The 17,129-nt window shown below is 42.9% G+C and carries 16 protein-coding genes; 10 read left to right on the forward strand and 6 right to left on the reverse strand.

Annotated features, from left to right (window positions below; translation table 11 throughout):
• Positions 1 to 45: 45 nt before the first annotated feature.
• Complete coding sequence (locus KXD93_RS08155) at positions 46 to 1,905, reverse strand: M1 family metallopeptidase (RefSeq protein ID WP_258136502.1); 1,860 nt, start codon at positions 1,903 to 1,905, stop codon at positions 46 to 48.
• Positions 1,906 to 2,087: 182 nt separating this feature from the next.
• Between KXD93_RS08155 and KXD93_RS08160 the strand changes: the two genes are divergently transcribed.
• From KXD93_RS08160 to KXD93_RS08190, 7 genes are all read left to right on the forward strand, one after another.
• Positions 2,088 to 2,690 (forward strand): TetR/AcrR family transcriptional regulator, encoded by a 603-nt coding sequence (locus tag KXD93_RS08160; protein ID WP_258136503.1) that lies wholly within the window; start codon positions 2,088 to 2,090, stop codon positions 2,688 to 2,690.
• A gap of 107 nt (positions 2,691 to 2,797) precedes the next feature.
• On the forward strand, positions 2,798 to 4,021 hold the full coding sequence (locus KXD93_RS08165) for an efflux RND transporter periplasmic adaptor subunit (RefSeq protein ID WP_258136504.1): 1,224 nt from the start codon (positions 2,798 to 2,800) through the stop codon (positions 4,019 to 4,021).
• A 40-nt stretch (positions 4,022 to 4,061) separates the two neighbouring features.
• Entirely contained in the window at positions 4,062 to 7,211 is a 3,150-nt protein-coding gene (locus tag KXD93_RS08170) for an efflux RND transporter permease subunit (protein ID WP_258136505.1), read from the forward strand.
• A gap of 16 nt (positions 7,212 to 7,227) precedes the next feature.
• Complete coding sequence (locus KXD93_RS08175; RefSeq protein ID WP_258136506.1) at positions 7,228 to 8,631, forward strand: efflux transporter outer membrane subunit; 1,404 nt, start codon at positions 7,228 to 7,230, stop codon at positions 8,629 to 8,631.
• A gap of 97 nt (positions 8,632 to 8,728) precedes the next feature.
• The gene (locus KXD93_RS08180; RefSeq protein ID WP_373417350.1) at positions 8,729 to 9,817 is read left to right on the forward strand and encodes an acyltransferase family protein; all 1,089 of its coding nucleotides are present in this window, start codon (positions 8,729 to 8,731) and stop codon (positions 9,815 to 9,817) included.
• Positions 9,818 to 9,877: 60 nt separating this feature from the next.
• The gene (locus KXD93_RS08185) at positions 9,878 to 10,342 is read left to right on the forward strand and encodes a helix-turn-helix transcriptional regulator (protein WP_258136507.1); all 465 of its coding nucleotides are present in this window, start codon (positions 9,878 to 9,880) and stop codon (positions 10,340 to 10,342) included.
• Between the two features lie 115 nt (positions 10,343 to 10,457).
• Positions 10,458 to 11,000: a DUF4199 domain-containing protein gene (locus KXD93_RS08190; RefSeq protein ID WP_258136508.1), complete on the forward strand. Its 543-nt coding sequence runs from the start codon at positions 10,458 to 10,460 to the stop codon at positions 10,998 to 11,000.
• Positions 11,001 to 11,154: 154 nt separating this feature from the next.
• On the opposite strand, the gene KXD93_RS08195 is transcribed toward KXD93_RS08190, so the two are convergent.
• From KXD93_RS08195 to KXD93_RS08210, 4 genes are all read right to left on the reverse strand, one after another.
• Positions 11,155 to 11,604 carry an LIC_13387 family protein gene (locus tag KXD93_RS08195; RefSeq protein ID WP_258136509.1) on the reverse strand — a complete coding sequence of 150 codons (450 nt, stop codon included), beginning with the start codon at positions 11,602 to 11,604 and terminating at the stop codon, positions 11,155 to 11,157.
• Between the two features lie 11 nt (positions 11,605 to 11,615).
• Positions 11,616 to 12,080 (reverse strand): SRPBCC family protein, encoded by a 465-nt coding sequence (locus tag KXD93_RS08200; protein ID WP_258136510.1) that lies wholly within the window; start codon positions 12,078 to 12,080, stop codon positions 11,616 to 11,618.
• Complete coding sequence (locus tag KXD93_RS08205; protein WP_258136511.1) at positions 12,073 to 12,387, reverse strand: ArsR/SmtB family transcription factor; 315 nt, start codon at positions 12,385 to 12,387, stop codon at positions 12,073 to 12,075. The genes KXD93_RS08200 and KXD93_RS08205 overlap by 8 nt, the downstream gene beginning before the upstream one ends.
• 143 nt (positions 12,388 to 12,530) lie before the next feature.
• Entirely contained in the window at positions 12,531 to 13,205 is a 675-nt protein-coding gene (locus KXD93_RS08210) for a M24 family metallopeptidase (RefSeq protein WP_258136512.1), read from the reverse strand.
• 140 nt (positions 13,206 to 13,345) lie between these two features.
• Here KXD93_RS08210 and KXD93_RS08215 point away from each other — a divergent pair, with 140 nt between their 5' ends.
• The 3 genes from KXD93_RS08215 (at position 13,346) to KXD93_RS08225 (ending at position 15,288) form a co-directional block, all read left to right on the forward strand.
• Complete coding sequence (locus KXD93_RS08215) at positions 13,346 to 14,209, forward strand: LysR family transcriptional regulator (protein WP_258136513.1); 864 nt, start codon at positions 13,346 to 13,348, stop codon at positions 14,207 to 14,209.
• Positions 14,210 to 14,312: 103 nt separating this feature from the next.
• Complete coding sequence (locus KXD93_RS08220) at positions 14,313 to 14,687, forward strand: nuclear transport factor 2 family protein (RefSeq protein ID WP_258136515.1); 375 nt, start codon at positions 14,313 to 14,315, stop codon at positions 14,685 to 14,687.
• A gap of 34 nt (positions 14,688 to 14,721) precedes the next feature.
• Complete coding sequence (locus KXD93_RS08225) at positions 14,722 to 15,288, forward strand: Crp/Fnr family transcriptional regulator (protein WP_258136517.1); 567 nt, start codon at positions 14,722 to 14,724, stop codon at positions 15,286 to 15,288.
• A gap of 322 nt (positions 15,289 to 15,610) precedes the next feature.
• Here KXD93_RS08225 and KXD93_RS08230 read toward each other — a convergent pair whose 3' ends face one another.
• Positions 15,611 to 16,879 (reverse strand): Hsp70 family protein, encoded by a 1,269-nt coding sequence (locus KXD93_RS08230; protein WP_258136519.1) that lies wholly within the window; start codon positions 16,877 to 16,879, stop codon positions 15,611 to 15,613.
• Positions 16,880 to 17,129 lie beyond the last annotated feature (250 nt).

The raw sequence follows: 17,129 nt of genomic DNA on the forward strand, positions 1-17,129 counted from the left end.
CGGATTTTCATCCAAAGGCTTTTCATAATCAACAAAATGATTGCCTCAATTCGCTGTCCAGGTATTATTTTTCATATCAGCATCCACAAAGATTCCGCCATCAATGGTTATTGATTTTACATCCTTCGTAGGCTTGATCTTTATTGTAATTGCCTTCTGGTCCTTTTCCCAAACTATCGGGGTTTGGTGGAAACTGTCGGTTGTACCATCGGCATAGGTTACTACTGCATCAAACGGCACCGCAAAACCACCGATGTTTTTTATAGATAATGCATAACCATCACCTGCTTTTTCAGCTTTTTCAAGACTCAGGTCGATGTAATAGGGGGTGTAGAACCAGTTATAAAAGAACCAATCCAGATTTTTGCCTGATCCTGCCTTCATGGAGTTAAAATAATCCCATGGGATAGGATGCTTGCCATTCCAGTTATCCATGTAGGTATGCAGCGCCTTTTTAAACAGCACATCGCCAAGCAGATCCTTCAAAGCCAAATAGCTTAACGATGGTTTGCCATAAGCGTTATTTCCACTGCCGAAGGTCACATCAGGCGATGGGGTAATTATCGGCATTTCCTTTTCGTGCGGGCCGTGCGTCCACCTGTTAACGCGGAAGTTCTTGTAAAAATCATCAGCCACTTTTTTGCCTTTTTCGGCTGTGCCGATCAATAGCTCAAAGGTTGTAGCCCATCCCTCATCCATAAAGGCATAACGGCTTTCGTTGGTGCCCATATAGAAAGGGAAATAAGTGTGTGCAATCTCATGGTCCTGTACCAATTGAGCAAAGGTCAGATCCTTTTCGTGACTGTCGTTCACCATCATCGGGTACTCCATATCAGCATAACCCTGGAACGAAGTTGTCTTAGGGAACGGGTAAGGAACGCCCGGCAGGTTATGCGAGAACCAATCCAGAGAGTTGTGTGCAAACTTCACATATTGGTGAAAATCAGCCGAACTATCCGGGAACGCTGCCTGTACGCTGGTACGGCGGTGCGCTTTGTCATCAACAATAACACTCGCAGCATCCCAATCGTAGTGATCGCTTACGCCTACAGTTACGTCGGTAATATGGCTTGAGTTCCATTTCCAGGTGTTGGTTGCATTTTGTGAAGTGATGCTTTTAGCTGCAAGGTCCTGTGCGGTAGCGATGTGAATAGTCGAATCGCTGGTCATGGAGGTCTGCAGGCGTTTGGCAGCTTCAGGCTGTAAAACTTCGTTTGGATTTTGCAGGGTACCTGTGGCCCAAACAATGTAGTTTTTAGGCACAGTTACGCTTAGCTGGTAATCGTTAAAATCGTTGTAAAACTCCAGTCCGCCGGTATGCGGTTGCGTATCCCATCCTTTGTAGTCGTCATAAACAGAAACCCTTGGATAAAAGTAAGCAAGGAAAAAGCTGGTGGAATCAATTGCACCATCGCGACCGCGACCGGTTGATAATTGATAATGCCACTTGATGTTCATCTTTAATGAATCGTGCGATTTCAAAGGCGATTTAAGGTCGAGCATGTAATTGGTAGTTACCGCCTTCTCGTTGTCCCAATCGGCTTTGGCGCCGTTTATGGTTATCTCATCAACAGTAATTCCTTGCGGCGCGTTTGCAGCAGTAGGCGTCCTGCCGCGGTGAACATTTACGATCAGCTTCATGTTCAGGCTGCTCAAAACATCCGGGCTACTGTTAAAATAAGTAATGTCTTCAACTCCGGTAATTGTTTTGTTTGGCGGCGTCATGCTTACCGAAATATTGTAGCGGCCGTGGTTTTGCCAGTAATTTTTACCGGGCTTGCCATTTTCGGCGCGGGTGCCTTTGTCAAAGGCCTGCTGTACTTCAGGTGGATGGGTTAATGTTTGCGCGTTCATCTGCAATAAAGCAAGGCAGAATACGGCAGCGAGAGAGGTTGATCTTAACATAAGATGATTGATTTTTGTGGTCAGTTAGCCAAATTTATAAATTTATTACGCTTTTAATTTCAACAAATGCTAATTACGTTAATTTATTTAATGGCGACCTTTTTACAATTGTTAAACAAAATAAATTTTTATTTAACAAAAATGTTAAACATATTTGTAAATAGTTTGTTAACTATTCAAGAATGGGAATTTTAACTACAGATACAGAGCAATTAATAAAGGACACCGCTAAAAAAGTATTTTTTTCCGAAGGCCGTTTACATGCTACTACACAGGAAATAGCGGACGAGGCAGGTATTAACCGGGCATCAATACATTATTATTTCAGAAGTCGTAAGCAACTTTTTGATAAGGTATTTGACGAGGCTGTAACTGAAATGCACGGTAAAATAGACCTTATCTTCCAGGAAGATCTGCCTTTCAGAATAAAAACTGAAAGATTTATTGATTTTTTTATGAAAAAATCTTTGGAGCACCCCTACCTTGAATTATTTATTATTACTGAGTTTAATACCAACCCGGTCTTGCATCTTTCAGTGGCAAGACCAATAGATACTGAAAAGCGGGTAGAATTACAAAAAGGTATTGACGCTGAGATTGCTGCCAATAAAATGAACCCCATTACACTCAATCATTACGTCATCACCTTAATGTCGTTATGTTCATTCCCTTTTTTAGGCAAATCAATTATAAAAAACGCTTTATCTCTTACAGATAATGATTACAATAACCTGATTGCTGAACGTAAGAATGTAATAATGAAAATGCTTTTTTTAGATATTTGATTAAAAGCATTTTTTTTGATCTTGAACTAACAAAATTGTTAAACAAAATAATAAGATAAAAAGCAAAGTAATATCATAAAACATAAATGCAACATATACCAATGATTATGAAAAATAAAACATCCCATAAACAAAATATAGCCTTTGTGCTGCTATTCACTACAGCCTTACTATTTACAGCTTGCCATAGTGGTGAAAAAAAAGGAGGCCCTGGTCCCGGAGGTCCAACCGGTCCCGCGCCTTATAAAACGGCAATTGTTTACTCCGGACCGGCTACTATGTATTATAGCTATCCCGCAACTATCCAGGGTGAGCAGGATATAGATATCCGGCCAAAAGTTGATGGCTTTATAGAAAAGATCTTTGTTGAAGAGGGTGCCGTTGTACATAAGGGGCAGCCATTATTTCAGCTAAGAAATCCCCAGTATGATGCGGCTGTACGAAGTGCTATCGCTTCTGTTAAAATAGCAGAAGCAGACGTAAATACAGCTGAAATGAATGTAGAGAAAGTAAGGCCACTGGTAGATAAGAAGATCATCAGTGATTACGAGTTAAAATCAGATGAATTTACATTGCAGTCAAAAAAGGCTTCCTTAGCTTCTGCCCAGGCAGACCTGGTGAACGCAAAGGTGAATGTGGGTTATACTTATCTTACAAGCCCGGCTGATGGGGTAATCAGTACTATACCTTATAAAGTTGGCAGCCTCATCACCAGTACATCCACTAATCCGCTTACCACTGTTTACAATACAAAAAATATTTACGTGTACTTTTCATTAAATGAAAAGCAATTGCTCGAATTTTTACGAAACACAAAAGGCAAAACACTAAAAGACAAATTGGCCACCATGGCTGATGTATCACTTTTGTTGGCAGATGGTACAGAATACGCGCAAAAAGGACGGATAGTAATGGCAAGCGGTTCAATTGCTACGGGAACAGGGTCGGTGAGCTTTAGGGCTAATTTCCCTAATCCGCTGGGCTTAATCAGGAGCGGCAGCAGTGCAACAATCAAAATCCCGGTTAACATAGATAGCGCTATTCTGATCCCCCAGAAGGCTACTTATGATATGCAGGGTAAAAAGTTTGTATATACATTAAGCGCTAAAGACAGTACAGTGAATACCGGGGTTCAATTATCTGATAACCCGATAGGTGATTTATATGTAGTACAAAGCGGCTTAAAACAGGGGGATAAACTGGTAATTGAAGGCATTGGCAGCTTAAAGCCCGGAATTACCATAAAACCGATCCCCACTAATGCCGACAGTTTATACGCTGCGGCCAAAACACCAACTACAAACAGCGATAAAAGTTTAAAACATAAATAAGCTATAAGGCAGATTCCCTGAAACTTAAAAGAAAATTATTATGCTTAAAATATTCATAGAAAGGCCGGTTTTATCAACAGTGATATCGGTTATGCTTGTGATACTGGGTGTGCTGGCCTACCTGGGCCTGCCGGTTTCGCAATACCCGGAAATAGCGCCGCCTACCGTGGTTGTGTCAGCCGCTTATACAGGGGCAAGTGCGGGTGTAGTTCAGCGAAACGTTGTTGTTCCGCTTGAAGAACAGATCAACGGTGTGGAAGGGATGACCTATATGACCTCAACCGCTGCAAATGATGGCAGCGCCACCATAACCGTATATTTTAAATTAGGCACCAACCCCGATATTGATGCGGTAAACGTACAGAACCGGGTATCTGCTGCGAGCAGTGTGCTGCCTGCCGAAGTAACCAAGGCGGGTGTAACCGTTCTAAAACAACAGAGCAGCAACCTGATGTTTCTTTCGCTGAAAAGTGATAACCCCGCTTATGACCAGACTTTTTTAAATAATTATGCCAATATTAACCTGGTTCCCGAAATTAAGCGGGTGAACGGGGTTGGCAGCGTAAATGTTTTTGGCGCAAAGGATTATTCCATGCGGATTTGGCTGAAGCCGGATGTAATGGCCAATTATGGCTTAACACCAAATGATGTTAACAATGCACTGGCCGAACAGAATATTGATGTTGCTCCGGGTAAGTTTGGTGAAAACAGCAACCAGGTTTTTCAATACACTATACAATACACCGGCAAATTAATTGACACTACACAGTTTGGGAATATTGTTATGCGCTCAAATCCAGATGGTTCACAGTTGCTTTTAAAAGATATAGCAAGGCTTGAATTAGGTACACTTACCTACTCATCAGGATTAAGTACTGATGGCAGGCCGTCAACAGTTATGTCAGTGAGCCAGGTGGCGGGCTCAAACGCGCAAACAATTATTAAGCAGGTAATAGAAACGCTTGACAAAAATGCTCCTTCATTTCCAAAAGGGGTAAGCTATGTTTCGCTGTATAGTGCAAACGATTTTTTAGGCGCTTCTATTCATAAAGTGGTTGAAACTTTAATAGAAGCCTACATCCTGGTGTTTATCGTAGTGTTTATATTTCTGCAGGATTTTCGTTCAACCATTATTCCTGGCATATCTGTGCTCGTTTCGCTGATCGGTACTTTTGCCTGCCTGAGCCTGTTTGGCTTTTCAATTAACCTGCTTACTTTATTTGCGCTGGTACTGGCCATAGGTATTGTAGTGGATGATGCCATAGTGGTGGTTGAGGCTGTGCATGCCAAGCTGGATGCGGGCTATAAATCAGCACATGATGCGGCCGTAGATGCAATGGATGAATTAGGCGGCACCATTGTAGCCATTACCCTGGTTATGGCGGCTGTATTTATCCCGGTATCATTTATCGGGGGTAGTTCGGGGGTGTTTTTTAAGCAATTCGGGTTAACATTAGCTTCGGCAATTGTTATATCGGCCATAAACGCGCTTACTTTAAGCCCGGCCCTGTGCGCCTTATTCCTGGAGCCGCATGATGAGCATGAAACAAAAAAGAAAAACCTTTTGCAACGCTTTTATGCCGCCTTTAATATCGCATTTGATGCGGTAAAAAACAAGTACCAGCGCGCTATCGGTTTTTTAACCCGCAGAAAATGGATAGTACCTGTAATGATAGCTTGCTTTAGCGCCCTGCTGGTATATTGCATGAAAACCACCCCAAGTGGTTTTGTACCTGACGAAGACCAGGGCTTTGTATTATGCGACATTGGGCTGGCGCCGGGTACCTCGCTCGAAAAAACAACGGCAATAGCTACTATGGTTGATAAAATTGGCGCAGGCATCCCAACCATTTCAAACCGGGGCAAAGTTACCGGGCAAAGCATCATTAATGGTGTGGGCAGCAACTTTGCGATCCTGTTTTTTAAACTGAAACCCTGGGATGAAAGAAAAGGTATAAAGGTTGATGATGTAATAGGACAGCTATTTAGAAAGACTGCGGGAATAAAGGATGCAAGAATCCTGTTTTTTGGACTGCCAACAGTTCCAGGCTTTGGAAACTCAGCTGGTTTTACCATTGAATTGCAGGATAAAACCGGCGGCAGTATTAACGATTTTTATAAAGTTTCAGGCGGCTTTTTGGGCGCATTAAACCAGCGTCCCGAGATATTGTATGGAGCAACCGGGTTTAACCCTAATTATCCGCAATACCTCATGTCAGTAAATGTGTCCAGGGCAAAACAGGCAGGCTTGCTGGTAAGCGATATAACCAATGCCATGCAGGGCTATTATGGCGGTATATATGCATCTACTTTTAACCAGTTTGGTAAACAATACCGGGTTATGGTGCAGGCAGATACGCAATACCGGAGCAATTCAAAAAGCTTGGATAATATTTATGTAAAAAATGCCGCGGGCACCATGGCGCCGGTTTCGGAGTTTGTTACGTTAACAGCTATCAATGGCCCTCAAAGTTTGTCCCGGTTTAATTTATTCAACAACATCTCGGTAATAGGGAGCCCCAAACCAGGTTTTAGCAGCGGTGATGCGCTTAACGCAGTGCGGGAGACCGCAGCTAAAACCCTTCCCGCAGGCTACACTTTTGATTATTCGGGTTTATCGAGAGAGGAAGTAAGCTCGGGAAGTCAAACTGTTTTTATTTACGCATTGTGTGTAGTGTTTGTGTTTTTCCTGCTTAGCGCATTGTATGAAAGCTATATTATCCCGCTTGCCGTACTTGCTTCATTACCCGTTGGTTTATCAGGAGTTTATTTATTTGCCAAAATTATGGGGATAGATAATAATATCTATATGCAGATCTCCGTGGTGATGTTGATTGGGTTACTGGCCAAAAATGCTATTTTGATCGTACAATATGCGGTAGCGCGGCGCGAAAAAGGGATGCCAATAATGGAAGCGGCAATTGAAGCCGCTACAGCCCGTTTGCGACCTATATTAATGACCTCACTGGCCTTTGTCTTCGGTTTGATGCCGCTGATGTTTTCATCCGGCGTTGGCGCGGAAGGTAACCGGTCAATAGGTACCGGCGCAGTTGGCGGGATGCTTGTAGGGACTGTTTTCGGCATATTTGTGATCCCGGTATTGTATATCATTTTTGAAACCCTGCAGGAGAAGTTCGGCAGTAAGAAAAAGCGTAAGGCATCAAAGGGCGGGGCTGCAGCCGCACATTAACTAATCAATAAATATTATGTTTATGAACTTAAAATATTTCAGGCATGCTGCTGCCATAGCCGCAGCTGCTATCATCATATTGCCATCGTGCAAGTTAAGGCAGGCCTATGTTCGCCCCGCAGTTAAAACCGATAGCTTATACAGGGGTATGTATGGCAATGACACCACATCAATTGGTAATGTTTCATGGAAAGAGATGTTTAAAGACCAGGCCCTCCGGTTGTTATTGCAACAGGGGATAGCCAATAACTACGATCTGAAGGTGGCCGTTGCACGCATTAAACAAGCTGAAGCCAATTTAAGTCAAACCAAAGCGGCGTTTTTACCAACGGTGAGTGTGAGCCCACAGGTTACCCAGCAGAAAATTGCAGCTACACAGGGAGGCGGGGTTGGCTTTACGCCCAATCGTGTTTATGAGTTGTCAGGAAGCGCCAGCTGGGAAATAGATCTTTGGGGTAAATTAAAAGGCGCAAACAAAGCGGCGCTGGCTTCATTGCTGCAAAGCTACGCCTATCAAAGATCAGTACAAACGCAGCTGGTAGCGAATATAGCCACCGACTACTATAACCTTCTGGCTTATGATAAACAACTGGCCATAACCAGGCAAACGGTTGAAAAGTATAAAGAGGATGTGGAAACCAATAAAGCCTTGAAACAAGCCAATAGGGTGACCGAAGCATCGGTAGCACAAAGTGAGGCTAACCGGTATGCCGCAGAAGTTACTATTCCCGATCTTCAAAACAACATCAATCAAACAGAAAACGCTATATGTTTATTGCTTGGCAAACAACCCGGCGCCATCCAAAGAGATTCGCTTGATGTTGGGCATATGGATACTGTATTGCAGGCTGGTGTACCCGCGCAGCTATTGAGTAACAGGCCCGATGTACAGCAGGCCGAATATAATGTACGGTATTATTTTGAGCAGATAAATGTAGCAAGGGCATATTTTTATCCATCCCTTACAATTACAGCACAGGGCGGCTGGCAGTCTTCAACTGTTGAGAGCCTGTTTAAAAGCGCATCTGTATTTGGCAATGTTGCCGCAGGCTTAACTCAGCCCATATTTAACCAGGGCCTTAATAAGCGCAGGCTGCTGGTAGCCAAAGCACAATACGAAGAATATGTGGCTACATTTCAGCAAACCGTTTTAACTGCCGGCCAGGAAGTATCAAACGCAATGTACGCCTATCAGGCGGTGGGAGAAAAAACCAATACCCGTAAAATGCAGCTGGATGCCTGGAAAAGGTCTGTTGATTATAACCGATTATTATTAAAAGGAGGGTATGTAACGTATACCGATGTGCTAACCTCTGAGCAGGGCTATTTATCGGCACAGCTAAGCAGCGTAAATGACAGGCTACAACAGTTAACAGCAATAGTTTCTCTATATCAAAGCCTGGGAGGCGGATGGAAATAAGTTTACAGCTCCCGCACGCTATAAAAGCGCTCCCGGGAGCTGAAACCATAACTCATGATTTATAAACTTAAAAGACTATTGACTGAACAACATTTTCATGCAAGAATCGACTCCCGCAATTTTAAAAACCAAACAGCACTTTGAAATCCTTGATGGCTTAAGGGGCGTTGCCGCCCTGGGGGTTGTAACTTTTCATTTTATGGAAGTGGCCTATTCCGATTACAGCAAAAATTTCATCGGCCATGGTTTTTTGGCGGTCGATTTTTTCTTTTGTTTATCGGGCTTTGTGATCGGCTATGCCTATGATGACAGGATTGGCAAAATGGGTGTAATGGAATTCTTTAAGTCGAGGATCATCAGGCTGCACCCGTTGGTGGTATTGGGTTCGATAATAGGCGTACTGTTGTTTTTGTTCGATCCCTTTGTTGGTCACCCGGAATTATACAGCGCGGGCAAAATTGTGCTGCTATTTTTGGCCTCCATTTTCCTGGTCCCGTATCCGGCAATGCCCAGCCGTTACTTTAACCTGTTCGGTTTGAATGCACCGGCGTGGTCGTTGTTTTGGGAGTACATTGCCAATATTGTTTACGCGTTTGTGCTTTGCAAACTTAGCCGCAAATATTTACTGCTGTTGACCATAATTGCGGCAATCGGTATTTGCTTAGTTGCTTACCGCGCCGGCAACATGATGGGCGGCTGGGACGGGCTAACCTTTTGGCATGGCGGTGTGCGGGTCTCCTTTTCATTTTTAGCAGGGTTATTAGTTTACCGCTCAAACTGGATCATTAAAAACAGGCTGGGGTTTATCGGTGTCGCTTTATTATTGATGCTGGCTTTACTTTCACCATTTTCAAAATGGAACTGGCTTTCGGAACCGTTTATTATTGTCCTATACTTCCCTTTGCTGATTGCTTTAGGTGCAGGGGCTATATTAACCCCTGCCTTTAAAAAGACCTGTGTGTTGTCAGGCAAGATCTCTTATCCTCTTTACATGACGCATTATGCCTTTATCTGGGTGTTTGCCGCCTATAACACCAAATACAAACCGGTCGCAGGGCAACTTGCCTTGATAATTATATGCAGCCTGGTTCTTTTAGTTGCCTTTGCCTGGTTGATGATGGTGTTGTATGATATCCCGGTTAGGAAATATTTGAGCGAAAAGCGGAAGCAGCGCTTAAAAGCTTAATGTTAGCTGTTGATAAAATATTTTGTAAATTGTTTACCTTAAGGCCTTAAAAAGATGCTAATGGCAGCCAATTTCCTATCGCGAAACCGTTCCATCATCCTCTATGGCGTGTCGTTAGCTGTTTTACTGTTACTGATGAAATGGCTGGAGTGGCATTTTATTGTATTGAGTAATGCATTCGAAATTTATGCAGGGTTAATAGCCGTGATTTTCACCCTCCTGGGCATCTGGCTTGCGCTTAAGCTTGCCCGCCCAAAGACGGTTATAGTAGAAAGAGAAGTTGTTGTTAATGGCGCCGATTTTATTTTTAATGAAGATGAACGCGTTAAACTTGGCTTAAGTAAAAGGGAGATGGAAGTTTTGCAACTTATGGCCGACGGGTTAAGCAACGAAGAAATCGCCGCCCGCTTATTTGTGTCGCTCAACACCATCAAAACTCATTCCTCAAAAGTGTTTGAAAAGCTGGAGGTTCGCCGGCGAACACATGCCGTGGACAAGGCCAGGAAATTGCAGCTAATCCCCTGAACCAGCTCATACTTTAGTACTAAAATGGTGTGTTTTATCAAAATCACCCTAAAGTATGACCGAAAATAATTTGTGATAACTCAACTTTGATCCATAAACATTAAAGTAAATGAGCATGAAAAGAAATGTACTTGTATTCGGATCGATAGCAGGAGGCCTGGTATCACTTGAGATAATTATTGGTACCGCATTGTGTTATAAGAGCGGGACTTTCGAGGGTAATATGCTGGTGGGCTATACCACCATGTTGCTGGCTTTTTCGCTGGAATTTGTGGGCGTAAAAAATTACCGCGATAAATATAATGGCGGGATTATCACTTTTGGCAAGGCCTTTAAAATTGCCATATTAATTGCGCTGGTTGCCTCAACCATGTACGTGGTGGTATGGGTGATAGAATATTATTTATTCATCCCGGATTTTATGGATAAGTACTCCGCGCATGTGATCAGCAAAGCCCGGGCCAGCGGCGCCTCTGCTGCCGATATTGATGCAAAAGTTAAACAAGTTGCCACCATGAAGAAAATGTACAGCACCCCTGTAGGGGTGGTTCTGTTAACTTATATGGAAATTTTCCCGATAGGACTAATCGTATCCATTATTACCGCCCTGGTATTAAAACGGAAGGCGAATAATGATAATGTAGTTGCGGCGAGCTAAATGCAAATGGTAATCCGGATAAACTCAGCTAACCGGATTACCTTTCCCAATTATGTTTTATAATGTGCTGTGCAGTTTTGAAAATTGCTGAATCCTTCTCATTGTAAACTTACCAATGGGCAAAAAACGACAGTCTGCCTTAGCTTTTTGATTTTTAGATAGTTGAAGCTTGGGTAATTTCGTTCTTATTGCCTGTTGCGCGTATAAAAAAGGCGATTAAAGTACAGATCCCTGCCAAAAAGGAAAACGCAGCAGCAAAGGGGAAGAAGTATATGTATTCAATAACGGCCATCATTATCAAAAAAACGCCTAATAACGGTACAAACCTTGTGAATATGCGGCTCCCGGCTTCAGTTGAAAGCAGCCATAAGAATATGCTGATGAGTAGCAATACCAATATCATAGTAAAACCATAGCCACTATAAAAGCTTGCCAGCGTAACCTGCCTGCCCATAAAAATAAAATGAACGGTTTTCATACCATAGATCACTTTCCCAACGGCAGTATCGGGTGCCTCATCCCAACTGAAAGCACCTAATGTATGCCCGATGGTATGTAAAAACATTATGATAGCCGCAATGCGGAGTAAGATTTTTGGTTTCATTTTTTTAGATTTTAAGATTTAGCTGATACGGCCTTATATAGTTCCAGAATTTGCCCCCAGCCTTCGTCCATACTTTCAAAAGTTTTGCCGCCGCTGCCAAGCCTTTCCATGTTCTTATGCTCAAACTTTACAATTGTTTTTTTAGGGCCTTCGGGGATAAATTGTATTTCAACTTCTGTGATGAGTGTTGGATCAAACTTGAATTCGCCGTTTATTTGCCAGGCCAACACAACAAGGCCATACGGCTCCCATTGCAATACGTGCCCGATGTTGGCCTCGCTACCATCCTCGTGCCGGGAATACCAGCGACCGTTTATGCCCGGTTCCAATACCAGTTCAATCATAGGCGATTTACCAATATGGTGGGTGCGCGGCCACCAAGCGTCCATTTGTTCGGTAAAAACTTTAAATGAGGTAGCTTGTGAGGCTTCCACGATCAGTTCTTTTTTAATCGATTTGATGTTAAGGTTATTCATGATCTTCGGTTTTTTCTGCTGCTGATTTGAATGCGGCCAGCGCCGTATCCCAGAAACTATCCAGGTAGCTGCGCATGGCTAAAATGCCCTGCTGGTCAATTTGATAAATATTTTTTGTTCCCTGCTGGTGAATGCTGATCAGTTTTGCTTCCCTCAAAACCTTAAGGTGCTGTGATACCGCAGGCCGGCTGATGGAGAGCCCTTCAGCAATATGAACTACAGCAAGCGGACTTGTACGAAGTTTTTCAAATATGATCCTCCTTGTCGGATCGCCAAGGGCATTAAATGCTTTTTCGGAACTACTCATAAATCTGCATATAAAACAGTAAGCATAAACTTACCGTAAGTACAAACTTACCATTAGTTTTTTAATATGCAAGAGTTTTTTTAAGAGTTTCCCTTAATGTTAGCCAATAAATACGATTTTGTTAAATCTGTGGTGGTAGCCGGTTAATTCAGCAACTGTTCAAAAAAGCCACCTATATTATTTACCCTATCCACAAAGTGAATCTCCAGGATCCAGTGGCGGATATTTCCTTCCTTGCCGGGTTGCAGGATATCGGCATGGTTATCCGGGTGGATATCCAAACCCAGGTCATCTGGGCCAAGCTGTTCATGCGGGAAATGCCCAACTATATGGCCGCCAATTTCACCGGCATACTCCCAGCCATATTTTTTGGCAAGCTCATGTAAATAAGTGAAATATTGGGCGCCTGTAAGGCTGCTTTGTTCGGCATGCCAGGCCTTTGCTTCGTGCCAGGCGGCTTCAATGTCCTTTTGCAACTTTAGTTTTAAAGGGTCGTTGCCGATAACGTACGTTCTTCCGAGGTCAGCCTCCCATCCATCGAAAATGGGGCCAAAATCAAGGATCACCAAGTCGTCTTTCTGGATCACCAGGTCCGGCGGGTTGCCGCTATAAGGTTGGAGTGTATTAGCACCCGCCCGTATGATTTTTTTATGCCAGAAGTTCTCAATCCCAAACTCAGTCTTGGCCAGCTCAACCACCTCTTTAATTAATTCACTCTCTGATTTTCCGGGGACGATTAATCCCCGGGTCTCTGCCATGTTGAATAATTCCTTTGCCTTTTGTTCGGCGAGTTCTAATTTTTGTTTTGCGTTTTTCATGATTATGGTTTACAGGTCAGTTAGCCCGGATGCTTCGTTCAATAAAAGCTGTTGGTAAAGCGTTTACTACAAAGCAAGCGGCTTTAATTGATAAAATAAAATACTTAATTTTGATTAATTGATAGTTTATTTTGATTGATATGGATTTGCAGCAAATTAAAAACTTCCTGATTTTATGCGATACACTCAACTTCAGGAAGGCGGCTGAGCAAATCAATATTGTGCAACCCGCGTTGAGCAGGCAGATCCAATTGCTGGAAACTGAGATAGGCGCTGTATTGTTTAACCGGAGCAGTCGTTCCGTTAGGTTAACGGAAGCCGGGATATTCTTCCAAAAAGAAGCCGAAAGGATCATACAGGATCTAAACAAAACCATTACCAAAGCGGCTCAAATACACAATGGCGAAGCAGGCGAAGTTAGGGTTACGCATGCAAGTTCCGCCATGAATACAGTTGTGCCATCGTTCCTGGTTAAGGTGAAGCAGAAATGGCCCGATCTGAAAACCATTGCCCAGGAAACATCAAACGCTCAGCAAATTGAAATGCTGCTGGCGCGAAAAACCGACCTCGGTGTCGCGCCTAATATTATGTTGCCTCCGGAAGTGAACTCTAAAGTTTTATACAGGGAAAACTTTGTATTGATCCTGCCGGGCGATCATCCCTTATCGCAAAAGGGGTTTGCCGATTTATCTGTGCTGAAGAATGAGACATTCATTTTGCCGCAACTTTCAACCGGCGTCGGTTATGTTGAAGCCATTCTTCAGATCTGCCAGGACTTCGGCTTTAAGCCCAAAGTGGCACATGAGTCGGCACACTCCATAGGGGTGCTGCGATTGGTTGAAGCCGGTCTTGGAATTTCCATTGAGCCTATATCATCGGTGCGTGGCGCAAATATGAATATCAAATTAACTGAACTGAAGAACATACCGCACAAGGCATCAATGATCCTGTTCTGGCTGCGTGAACGCGAGGAAGAGTTGAGCCGGTTTATAGAAATCTTCTAACCCCCAACGGGCCTAAGTATTTTCATTTATTAAACTACTTTAATTTTAGTCCGACGGGCATGCCGTTCCTTTGTAGTTCATATTATTAATAGAACACTACCAAATGAAAAACGCACAAACCATCGAAGAATCCGTTGCCTTTTATGTAAAGGCATGGAATGAAAAAGAGCCGGAAGCTATTAAAGCAGCGCTTAACCAATGCTTGACCCCTGATATCACTTACATAGACGTAATGACCCCATTGGTTAACGGAATTGAAGAATTCACCAACTTGATTTTGCATTCGCACAGTATTTCGCCGGGAAGGACATTTCACCTGCCGAAACCCCTTGAAGCTCACAATAATACTGCGCTCTACACATGGATTTTGCGTCGTCCCGGTAAGCCGGATCACTATGCCATGGATTTTGTTGAGTATAACGACGAACACAAAATTACCCGCATCGTTGGGTTTATAAACCCTTCAGCATTGGCTTAAGCAGGTAACCCTTATCTTTACCAATAAAAACAAAATGTACGACCTGGTCCTGGCAAATTTCGCCATGCATATTTCATTAGATGCAACCGAGACGGAATATGTGCTGTCGGTATTGCAGCATAAATCTGTTAAGAAAAATACAACTGTACTGGATGCAGGTGAGATCTGTAAATACATTTACTTTGTTGATAAAGGATGCCTGCGGATTTTTCATAAAGACAAGGAGGGCGATGAGCACAACATCTCTTTTTGCCCGGAGAACTGGTGGGCGGTTGATATCTCCAGTTTCTCGGGGCAAAGCCCTGCCTTTTACTCCATAAGCGCACTGGAGGATACAGAGGTGCTCTATTTGAGCTACAATGCGTTCGAAAAACTCTTTGTGGAAGTACCAAAATTTGAAAGGTTCTTTCGGATTCTCACCCAAAACGGGTTTAACTTATACCAGCACAGGATTACTTCCAATCTTTCTAAAACCGCAGAAGAACGCTACCTGCAATTTCAAAATCAATACCCAAAACTGGAACAACGAATTGCGCAAAAGCAAATCGCATCATACCTGGGGATTACACCGGTGTTTTTAAGTATGCTGCGCAGAAGGTAGCGTTTTACGATAGCCACTGTTTTTAATACCCTTTTTCTACAAAAAGCGCCTGGTATCGTGTTACTTTAGAACCAACGTTTTGCCAATAGTATCCTTAGGAAAGTGGGTTTACACTTTTTTAAGGGTTTTTTATGTAAGCTATTGATTTTTAATTATTTATACAGGGGTTTACATTGAATTGTGTAAACCCCTGTTAACCCCCTTTTTTGTTAATTGAGTCAAATTCCCAACGGAGACTATACATCAATTTGTAGTTGACGTAAACGCCAGGTACAGAAATCGTTTACACGTAAGGCAGGCGCGAGCTGCCTGTCGTTTAGCTTCAGTTGTCAAATAGATAACCACTGTAAGCTAAGCCTTTGGCCACGCTTTTGAAATTGTCGCCTGAATTAAGGTTTACATGCGGGAACCTGTTTTTGAATAGCTTTTGGATACTAACCACCATAGAAGTGCCACCGGTTAAAAAAAGACTATCAATGTTTTTAGGGTCGATGTTGTTTTTCAACATAAAATCATCCAGGTAGTTTGCAATCCGGTCCACATCTTTTCCTATGATCTGTTCATAATCTGCCAGGCCGATTTTCTCATCGATATCGATTCCCATCTTATGATAGGTGAATTTTGCAGTATCGGCATTGGTAAGCGTAATCTTTGTTTTCTCGATGGATTGAAATACCGAATAGCCCAAATTATTTTCAATAAGTGTGATCAGGTTTTTAAACTTCCTGTCGTTACCCGAAAAATAATAGTAGTCTTCAATGTCTTTTTGAATGCGGAGGCCATTGAAAAAATTCATCTGCTCCCAGGAGCAAATGTTCACAAAAAGAGATTTTGGAACAGTCAATACCTTGCCCGGAGTAGCTTCATACTGGGTGTTCTTGCCGAAGTATGGCGTTCCCTTTTCCCACATAAAAGCGGAGTCGAAGCTATCTCCGCCGATATAGATCCCGCCATTGGCCATCATGTCGTTCTTCCTGTCTTTGCTTCCCACTTTTTCGGGGTCGAGCACCAAATAGGTAAAATCTGTGGTACCTCCGCCCAGATCCGCTACCAATACGTTTTCTTTTTTTACAAGGCTTTTCTCATACGCAAAGGCCGCGCCGATGGGCTCGAATTGAAAGCGAATCTCCTCAAAGCCCGCTATTTCTGCGGCTTTATTTAACCGTGTTTGCGCGAGCGTATCCTTCTTCACATCGTCGTCATCAAAAAAAACAGGCCTGCCAATCACTGCCTTCCGGCAATCCTGTCCAATCAATTGGTCTGCACGATCCTTCAACTCCTTTAGAATGATTGCCACCAGGTCAGACGCGTTATACCTTTTATTATGGATCCGGGTTTCTGAGAAGCTGCTCCTTGACAATATTTGTTTAACCGACTTTATGAAACGCCCCTTCATGTCATCATTAAGGTAGGCCGTGATCGCATCTTCGCCTACGACGTAATTTTTATCGCTTGTGGCGCTGAACTGCTGATAGAAATAAATGAGCGATGGAATAATAATGGTACTGTGTATTTCCTTCGCTTCTTCGTCGTAAATAGCAAGTGCCGAGTTGGTTGTTCCAAAATCAATTCCGTATAAAAACTTCTTCATGCCAGGGCGAAATAATAAACCAGTAAAATTTAAAGGGCGGCGAAATTATTAAAAAATAGCGTGTTAACGAAATGGATTTAACTTTTGGTGGGATTGTTTTACGTAATGAGCAGACGGAATTTTAACTATTGGAAGTCCATTCGCGGCCTTAACCAATTCTAATCAATTGGCGACGAATAATGTAAAATCCTGCCGGTGAATCGCAATGCGAAATTTTAACCCAAAAGATTATATCTTTGGCCTCAAAATT

The organism is Mucilaginibacter phenanthrenivorans, assembly GCF_024721155.1.
GTDB lineage: Bacteria > Bacteroidota > Bacteroidia > Sphingobacteriales > Sphingobacteriaceae > Mucilaginibacter > Mucilaginibacter phenanthrenivorans.

Bases quoted from the DNA above. Each gene is read 5' to 3' on its own strand.
- KXD93_RS08190 (WP_258136508.1), top strand. From the start codon at position 10,458: ATGAAAAGAAATGTACTTGTATTCGGATCGATAGCAGGAGGCCTGGTA.
- KXD93_RS08225 (WP_258136517.1), top strand. From the start codon at position 14,722: ATGTACGACCTGGTCCTGGCAAATTTCGCCATGCATATTTCATTAGAT.
- KXD93_RS08200 (WP_258136510.1), bottom strand. From the start codon at position 12,080: ATGAATAACCTTAACATCAAATCGATTAAAAAAGAACTGATCGTGGAA.
- KXD93_RS08175 (WP_258136506.1), top strand. From the start codon at position 7,228: ATGTTTATGAACTTAAAATATTTCAGGCATGCTGCTGCCATAGCCGCA.
- KXD93_RS08195 (WP_258136509.1), bottom strand. From the start codon at position 11,604: ATGAAACCAAAAATCTTACTCCGCATTGCGGCTATCATAATGTTTTTA.
- KXD93_RS08185 (WP_258136507.1), top strand. From the start codon at position 9,878: ATGGCAGCCAATTTCCTATCGCGAAACCGTTCCATCATCCTCTATGGC.
- KXD93_RS08215 (WP_258136513.1), top strand. From the start codon at position 13,346: ATGGATTTGCAGCAAATTAAAAACTTCCTGATTTTATGCGATACACTC.
- KXD93_RS08160 (WP_258136503.1), top strand. From the start codon at position 2,088: ATGGGAATTTTAACTACAGATACAGAGCAATTAATAAAGGACACCGCT.
- KXD93_RS08205 (WP_258136511.1), bottom strand. From the start codon at position 12,387: ATGAGTAGTTCCGAAAAAGCATTTAATGCCCTTGGCGATCCGACAAGG.
- KXD93_RS08165 (WP_258136504.1), top strand. From the start codon at position 2,798: ATGAAAAATAAAACATCCCATAAACAAAATATAGCCTTTGTGCTGCTA.
- KXD93_RS08155 (WP_258136502.1), bottom strand. From the start codon at position 1,905: ATGTTAAGATCAACCTCTCTCGCTGCCGTATTCTGCCTTGCTTTATTG.
- KXD93_RS08230 (WP_258136519.1), bottom strand. From the start codon at position 16,879: ATGAAGAAGTTTTTATACGGAATTGATTTTGGAACAACCAACTCGGCA.
- KXD93_RS08210 (WP_258136512.1), bottom strand. From the start codon at position 13,205: ATGAAAAACGCAAAACAAAAATTAGAACTCGCCGAACAAAAGGCAAAG.
- KXD93_RS08220 (WP_258136515.1), top strand. From the start codon at position 14,313: ATGAAAAACGCACAAACCATCGAAGAATCCGTTGCCTTTTATGTAAAG.
- KXD93_RS08170 (WP_258136505.1), top strand. From the start codon at position 4,062: ATGCTTAAAATATTCATAGAAAGGCCGGTTTTATCAACAGTGATATCG.
- KXD93_RS08180 (WP_373417350.1), top strand. From the start codon at position 8,729: ATGCAAGAATCGACTCCCGCAATTTTAAAAACCAAACAGCACTTTGAA.